9 protein-coding genes are annotated in these 6,614 nt (G+C 39.8%); 5 read left to right on the forward strand and 4 right to left on the reverse strand.

From position 1 onward, the window contains the following. Nucleotides 1-64 precede the first annotated feature (64 nt). Both I3259_RS08860 and I3259_RS08865 read left to right on the forward strand, forming a co-directional pair. A complete protein-coding gene (locus I3259_RS08860; protein ID WP_039872497.1) occupies nt 65-937 on the forward strand; it encodes a TIM44-like domain-containing protein in 873 nt (290 codons plus the stop codon). Nucleotides 938-1,189: 252 nt separating this feature from the next. Beyond that, nucleotides 1,190-1,435 carry a TIGR02647 family protein gene (locus I3259_RS08865; RefSeq protein WP_238029283.1) on the forward strand — a complete coding sequence of 82 codons (246 nt, stop codon included), beginning with the start codon at nt 1,190-1,192 and terminating at the stop codon, nt 1,433-1,435. Nucleotides 1,436-1,461: 26 nt separating this feature from the next. Here the strand turns inward: I3259_RS08865 and I3259_RS08870 are convergent, their stop codons facing one another. Continuing rightward, nucleotides 1,462-1,710, reverse strand: a complete 249-nt coding sequence (locus I3259_RS08870) for a YkgJ family cysteine cluster protein (protein ID WP_238029284.1) — start codon at nt 1,708-1,710, stop codon at nt 1,462-1,464. Between the two features lie 276 nt (nt 1,711-1,986). Here I3259_RS08870 and I3259_RS08875 point away from each other — a divergent pair, with 276 nt between their 5' ends. Beyond that, complete coding sequence (locus I3259_RS08875) at nt 1,987-2,430, forward strand: YcgN family cysteine cluster protein (protein WP_238029285.1); 444 nt, start codon at nt 1,987-1,989, stop codon at nt 2,428-2,430. A 69-nt stretch (nt 2,431-2,499) separates the two neighbouring features. Here the strand turns inward: I3259_RS08875 and I3259_RS08880 are convergent, their stop codons facing one another. The 3 genes from I3259_RS08880 to I3259_RS08890 all read right to left on the reverse strand — a co-directional run bounded on the left by I3259_RS08880 (nt 2,500) and on the right by I3259_RS08890 (nt 5,248). Then, a complete protein-coding gene (locus I3259_RS08880) occupies nt 2,500-3,357 on the reverse strand; it encodes a neutral zinc metallopeptidase (protein ID WP_238029286.1) in 858 nt (285 codons plus the stop codon). A gap of 194 nt (nt 3,358-3,551) precedes the next feature. Beyond that, nucleotides 3,552-4,490 carry a tRNA dihydrouridine(16) synthase DusC gene (gene dusC / locus I3259_RS08885; protein WP_238029287.1) on the reverse strand — a complete coding sequence of 313 codons (939 nt, stop codon included), beginning with the start codon at nt 4,488-4,490 and terminating at the stop codon, nt 3,552-3,554. 80 nt (nt 4,491-4,570) lie between these two features. Then, entirely contained in the window at nt 4,571-5,248 is a 678-nt protein-coding gene (locus tag I3259_RS08890; RefSeq protein ID WP_238029288.1) for an oxidoreductase, read from the reverse strand. A gap of 241 nt (nt 5,249-5,489) precedes the next feature. On the opposite strand from I3259_RS08890, the gene I3259_RS08895 reads away from it, so the two are divergent. Beyond that, nucleotides 5,490-6,143 (forward strand): SEC-C metal-binding domain-containing protein, encoded by a 654-nt coding sequence (locus I3259_RS08895; protein ID WP_238029289.1) that lies wholly within the window; start codon nt 5,490-5,492, stop codon nt 6,141-6,143. A 2-nt stretch (nt 6,144-6,145) separates the two neighbouring features. Beyond that, nucleotides 6,146-6,553 (forward strand): (deoxy)nucleoside triphosphate pyrophosphohydrolase, encoded by a 408-nt coding sequence (locus tag I3259_RS08900; protein ID WP_238029290.1) that lies wholly within the window; start codon nt 6,146-6,148, stop codon nt 6,551-6,553. Nucleotides 6,554-6,614: the final 61 nt, after the last annotated feature.

Consider the following 6,614-nt stretch of genomic DNA (forward strand, 5'->3'; position numbering starts at 1 on the left):
AATTGACATTCTCCGTTATATGGCTACGATGCATACAGGACATGGATAAGGTACTTCAACAATGATGAAACGCTTTTTTACTGTATTTGCTTTAGTGTTTGTGGTCGCATTGTCGACACCGCATGCTGAAGCAAAGAAATTCGGTGGTGGTAAGTCGTTTGGTAAAAGTTTTAAAACTGCACCAATGAAAAAACAACAGCCACAACAAACAGATACTATTCGTAAACAAAATTCACCTGCGTCATCGAGCAAGAAAGGCTTAATGGGTGGCCTATTAGGTGGCTTACTTGCTGGTGGCTTACTTGCTGCTTTCTTTGGTGGTTCATTTGATGGTATCCAGTTTATGGATATTCTCATTATAGGTGTGATTGCATTTGTATTGTTTAAATTATTTAAAGCAATGCGTGCAAATAAAGGCACTCCGATGGGTCATCGTGAATCTTACGCAGGAAACTCTCCTCGACAGCAGCCACAACAAGCACAACAGCAATATCGTCAAGCGACAGGTTCGCAGTCTCAACCACAAAATGGTGGTTTTGAGTCAACCGACAGTGATGTGCCATTTAATTTGCCGCCTAACTTTAATATGAATGCATTTTTAAGTGGTTCTCGCGATCACTATCGTATTATTCAAGGCGCATGGAACCATAACGAATTAGCGAAAATCAAAGAATACGTATCACCTGCGTTATTTGCCGATTTACAAGCTGAACGTGCCAAACTTTCAGGTGAGCAACATACTGAAGTGATGTACGTTGATGCCGAACTTGTACGTGCAGACTATGACGCAAATTCAGCACAGCTAAGTATTAAGTTCTCTGGTCGCTATAAAGATACCCAAGAAGGGATTGAAGAAGATATTAATGATGTATGGCATTTAGAGCGAGATTTAAAAACGCCGAATGCGCCATGGTTAATTGTTGGTATTCAAGCTTAATTTCTAAAGCCGCTTTTATTAGCGGCTTTTTTATATCTCTCAACAGGTTAGGGTGTTTTTTGTACAGTTGTAAACATCCGAAAAAAGAGTTCTGAAATTATGAGCGTGATCGCGTTTCACTGATATAAAGATTATAAGATGTTGATCTTGGCACCTAGTTTTATCACCAGTAACCGCTAGTATTAACTCATGATATTAAATAGGTCAGTCGTTAGACAGTAAGATCTAAATAGAGACTAATAAGAGGTCGTTATGCTATACACTCAAGATATTGTTGAAGAAATGAATCTATTAGTGAAATTCCCTATCCACAGCAACATGGAAGGGGTAAAAGTTCATAGTGATGCAAATCCAGCATTGGTTTCAGCTGCTCAACGTTTATACGCGAAAGGATTGGTAACTCAACTTGATGGTGGTTATTTAACACATACTGGTCATCAGGTTGCAGAAAATGCAAAAATTGCATTACGTATTCTGACGGGGAAAACGACAGAATAACGCAATAGTAAGATAAAGAGCATTGATTAAGTCAGTTGCTCTAATTCTGTAATTATCGTTAAAGCTTGCTCATTGGTTTTTCCACAAATATCAGGGCAAGCTTTAAAATGGTGACATACAGCAGGGCGTTCTGCTTTACCAAAAAGTTTACATAAATTTTGCTCATTGAGTTGAATACAAGGTACACCCGCAGGTTTGCCGTTGGGCATTCCAGGTATACTTGATGAGATACTTGGAGCTATACAGCAGGCACCACAGCCAAGACGACATTCCATCAATTACTTCTCTTCATTGTTTAAATTGGCTGCGCAAATTATCACTCCTTACCCATAAGATCAAAATTAAAGATCTATTTCAGTATTCTAGAGTTTCTCTCTGTTTCACATTAACTAAATAATAATAGCTCTCATTTCGATGCCATTGTTGATTAATAGGTAATTTGAATTTGCAGTTTACCGTCAGGGTAGCTATAAACACCGCGCTATAATGAAATAGTAAATTGTAATTTAGCGCAGTGTTAAAGCGCATAACGTGAATTTGGTGTAGGTATCATGACGCATTTTTGGCAAGAAAAAGACTTAGCAGCAATGACAGATCAGGAGTGGGAATCACTTTGTGACGGTTGTGGTAAGTGCTGTCTGCATAAGCTTATTGATGATGATACAGATGATATCTATTACACCAATGTGGCATGTAGTTTATTAGATAATAAAACGTGTTCTTGCAAAGATTATACGAATCGTTTTGAATCTGGCGAAGAATGTCTAAAACTGACTCGTGATCGTATTGATGAGTTTGTTTGGCTGCCTGAAACCTGTGCATACCGCTTATTGGCAGAAGGTAAGCCATTACCTGAGTGGCATCCACTGATCACCGGCTCAAAAGATGCAATGCATAAAGCTGATGAGTCTGTTCGTGATAAAATTGTGTATGAAATCGATGTTATAGACTGGGAAGACCACATTTTGAATCATCCTAATCGTATTCCTGAATAATTAATATAAAAAAACGCCTCCTTTGTAATAAACAAATAATGAGGCGTTTTTTATTGCGAAAATAATAAGTTACTGCTGAAAGGTATTACACTGACGTGGATCGCCCGTTTCAAATCCTTTCTTAAACCATGCAATACGCTGTGCTGATGAGCCATGCGTAAAGGCATCGGGTTGTACTGCTTGGCCTGCCATTTCTTGTAGGCGATCATCACCTACAGCACTTGCCGCTTTAATACCTTCATCAATATCACCTGTTTCAAGCATACCTTGTTGATTAACATAGTGTCCCCATACGCCAGCATAACAGTCTGCTTGTAGTTCCAGTTTTACACTTAAACGGTTAGCTTCTACTTTGCTGCTTCGCTGCTGCATCTGATGTACTTTAGTACTTGTGCCTAATAGATTTTGGACATGGTGACCCACTTCGTGAGCGATAACATAAGCAAAGGCAAAGTCACCCGGTGCGCCGAGTTTTTTAAGCTCATTCATAAAGCTTAAATCTAAATATACTTTTTTATCAGTAGGGCAATAAAAAGGCCCTGATTGCGCGGAACCTGTTCCACAACCTGTTTGGGTAACGTTATTGTAAAGCACCAGCTTTGGTGGCTGGTATTTACCATTAAGGATTTTATTCCACACAGTTTCAGTTGTGCCTAACACCGCAGCGACAAATTGTTTATTTTCGTCATTTTGAGTCGCTAGTTGAGAAGATGGAGCAGATTGTTGCAGTCCCATCATGTTGCCGCCAGTAAAGTGTTGATAAGCTAAAAATAAGCCACCGACAACAAGAATAATTCTGCCAATCTTTGTTTTAATTAAGAACGGAATAAAGCGAAGTAAACCGCCAATAGGTAATCCCGCTTGAGTCGGGCTTTGGCCTCGACGATCTTCAATATTGGTACTTTGGCGGGAGTTTTTCCAACGCATAGTGGATCCTTAATAAACATAACTTTATCAATAAATAATGGCCTAAATTTACGCACAAGTGTGAATTTTTCTTATGGTAGATAAGCGTGCCGCTTTAGAGTGATAAAAAAAGGGAAAGTTCAATGATACTAGAAGGTATCACAAGACAGCCTAATTAGATTGGGCTGTCCATTATGCTACTGCTACTGCTACTGCTACTGCTGTGCGCGCTGAAGCACTTCGATGATGGGGCTGGCTTTATTTAGGGCGCGAATATCAGTAAATAATAATTTGGCTTGTGGGTACTCATGACGCAGGTAAGAGAACCATTGTTTTACACGGTTAGGGTAGTAAAGCCCTTTATCTCCTTTGATCTCAAATTGAGAGTAAGTTAATAATAAAGAGAGTACTTCTTCCCAACTCATATGCGCTTGGTTATGTTTTACGACATTACCTAAATTGGGCAGATTAAGTGCGCCTCGACAGACCATTAATGCATCAGTATTGGTAGCGGTAAGGCATGCTTGACCATCGCGATAATTCCATACTTCACCATTTGCAATAATGGGAATAGCGACATTATTTTTAAGCTGTTTAATGTAATCCCATTTGATAGTCTCTGCACGGTAACCATCTTCTTTAGTACGCGCATGAACCACCATTTCATCAGCACCAGCTTGAGCAATGGCATCTGCAATTTCAAAACATTGGGCAGGATCATCCCAGCCTAAACGTACTTTTGCTGTTAAAGGTTTTACGGGATTGACAGCTGCGCGACAGGCTTTAACTATTTGATAAATATGCTCAGGCTCTTTAAGTAAAACCGCACCGCCACGGCTTTTATTTACCGCTTTTGCTGGGCAACCAAAGTTAATATCAACGCCAGCAGAGCCTAGTGAACAAGCACGCTGCGCATTTTCAGCCATCCAATTAGGATCTTGCCCTAAAATTTGTACTCGAACAGGAGTACCTGAGCGAGTTTTCCCGCCTTGACGCAATTCGGGACATAGGCGATAGAAAACACTGCTAGGCAATAGGCTATCAATGACTCGGACAAATTCAGTGACACAAAGATCGTAGTCATTAATTTCAGTTAGCATCTCTCGCATTAAATGGTCTAAGACGCCTTCCATAGGGCCTAAAATAACTCGCATAGTGGTTATAGCTCTGCTCGGTAATTACAATATAAGGGGCGAGATTCTAGTGCGAGAGGGTTAATTTGTCACCATGGATTTTAAATAGTGCGAAGTTGATGACCTGAAACTATGGTTTTTTTATCAAGTTGATGCTTTTCACAAGATAGCGCCATTTTTACCATGCTACGTGCTACACACTCTGCGGGTACTGGCGCGAAATGCTTGAGTGGGCCGATAATTAATGGATTGATCACATCAAATACGTGTTGCAATAGTTGCTCGTCAGCGCGAATTTCACGGCGTTCACCTTTTAAAGGACCCGGACGAATAAAAATACAGTGTTCAAACCCCATCTTAGTTATTGCTTGCTCCATTTTTCCTTTGCAGCGTAAGTAATGGGAAGGTGAGTGAGTTGATGCACCAAGGCTCGATACGACAATTATGTGTTTAACGCCTAGGTTTTTCATGGTACAAGCAACATCTTTCACCAAATAGAGATCGACTGCGGCAAGTGCCGATTTACTGCCAGCTTTACGTTTTGTTGTACCTAAACAAATAAAGCCATATTGCGGCAGAGGTGTGTCATTTTCCCAATTATTGATCCGAAGGAGTGGGTCAATAATTTGGTGTAATTTACTGCTGCGAAATGGTAAATCACGACGAGATAAAGCATAAATATGTTTAAATGTTTTATTTGCAAGTAATTGGTGTAATAGTTCATCTCCAACCAAACCACTCGCGCCAGCAATGATTGCATTTAAATCGTGATTATCCATGGCTATTCCCATCGCATAGATTATAAGTGATGACATTTATCAGTAATTAAACAGAATATATGTTTAATTTCGCTGAACTGCATCAAATATCATGTAATTAGCATAATAAATTTTAATTACTCCTACTTATGTCGTTGTAAGAAACAATGAATATTACATATTTTCGCTCAAGTCAGTGATGATATGAAGAAAAAGGATGAGTCAGGTATAATTGCGATAGAAACTTTTACTGGAAACCATCATGAATACATTAATGACATTCCCAACTAGCTGGGATGGTATGTCAGCTCCTTTTATTGAAGGCGCATTATTTGCCGCAAATGCAAACCCTAAACCGATGGAACCTGAGATTTGGTTACCTGTGTTATTAACTGGTGCTGTTACAGAAGATAATGATATTACGCTATCTGATACTGATAAAGTTGCCGTATTAAATCACTTTGAAATGCAATATCGCACAGTAAAAGCGGGTGAGTACCAATTACCGGTAGAGCTTAAATGGCAAGAGAGTGGTGATACAAATGTGGCACTTTCCGAGTTTGCTCAAGGCTTTTTAGCCGTTTGGCATTACATAGAACCAAACTGGGAAGAGAAATCTATTTCAGATGGTACGATGCGCATGCTATCTGCATTACTTACAACGCTAATGCTATGTGTTGATGAAGCCGGTACTCTGGAACAAATGGAGCAAGCGGGCGTGACAGGAATGCCTGCACCGAGTGAGCTTTATTCGCAATTACCATTAATGCTAACGGAAGTGATGATGGCTGCTGATCAACTTCAGATTGGCGCTGGAGCACAAGCGATTAACCCGTACAAAAATATTGGGCGTAATGATCCTTGCCCATGCAATAGTGGTAAGAAATTCAAACAGTGTTGCGGTAAGTCTCTTTAAAAATGAAAAAGTGTAAAACAATCGTTGTGGTTGCGGGCGTTATTGAGAAAGAAGGTAAGTACCTACTTGCTCAGCGATTAGATAATGCAAGCCAAGGTGGTTTATGGGAATTTCCTGGCGGTAAAGTTGAGGTGGGTGAATTACCAGAACACGCATTAGAACGTGAGCTTATGGAAGAGTTAGCGATCACAACTAAAACACAGCAATGGTTGGCGGATAGCGTATTTGATTACGGTGATAAAGTCATTGAACTAAAAGGTTATTTAACTCGATGGTGTGAAGGGAATATTGCATTAAATGCTCATCAAGCAATGGTGTGGGTGGGCTTAAATGAATTTAAACGCTATCCATTATGTCCTGCTGATTACCCAATTCTAACCGCCTTAGAAAAAAGCGTATTAATGAAGTAAGTACTAACAAAAATGTATGGTCCGCCCCGTTATTGCAACTACAATATTAGTAATAACGGAG

The sequence above is a fragment of the Photobacterium sp. Ph5 genome, from assembly GCF_022129445.1.
GTDB lineage: Bacteria > Pseudomonadota > Gammaproteobacteria > Enterobacterales > Vibrionaceae > Photobacterium.

What these genes read in the sequence shown, in the direction of transcription:
- dusC (WP_238029287.1), bottom strand. Translation starts at nt 4,490, where the DNA reads ATGCGAGTTATTTTAGGCCCTATGGAAGGCGTCTTAGACCATTTAATG.
- I3259_RS08880 (WP_238029286.1), bottom strand. Translation starts at nt 3,357, where the DNA reads ATGCGTTGGAAAAACTCCCGCCAAAGTACCAATATTGAAGATCGTCGA.
- I3259_RS08890 (WP_238029288.1), bottom strand. Translation starts at nt 5,248, where the DNA reads ATGGATAATCACGATTTAAATGCAATCATTGCTGGCGCGAGTGGTTTG.
- I3259_RS08895 (WP_238029289.1), top strand. Translation starts at nt 5,490, where the DNA reads ATGAATACATTAATGACATTCCCAACTAGCTGGGATGGTATGTCAGCT.
- I3259_RS08870 (WP_238029284.1), bottom strand. Translation starts at nt 1,710, where the DNA reads ATGGAATGTCGTCTTGGCTGTGGTGCCTGCTGTATAGCTCCAAGTATC.
- I3259_RS08900 (WP_238029290.1), top strand. Translation starts at nt 6,146, where the DNA reads ATGAAAAAGTGTAAAACAATCGTTGTGGTTGCGGGCGTTATTGAGAAA.
- I3259_RS08865 (WP_238029283.1), top strand. Translation starts at nt 1,190, where the DNA reads ATGCTATACACTCAAGATATTGTTGAAGAAATGAATCTATTAGTGAAA.
- I3259_RS08875 (WP_238029285.1), top strand. Translation starts at nt 1,987, where the DNA reads ATGACGCATTTTTGGCAAGAAAAAGACTTAGCAGCAATGACAGATCAG.
- I3259_RS08860 (WP_039872497.1), top strand. Translation starts at nt 65, where the DNA reads ATGAAACGCTTTTTTACTGTATTTGCTTTAGTGTTTGTGGTCGCATTG.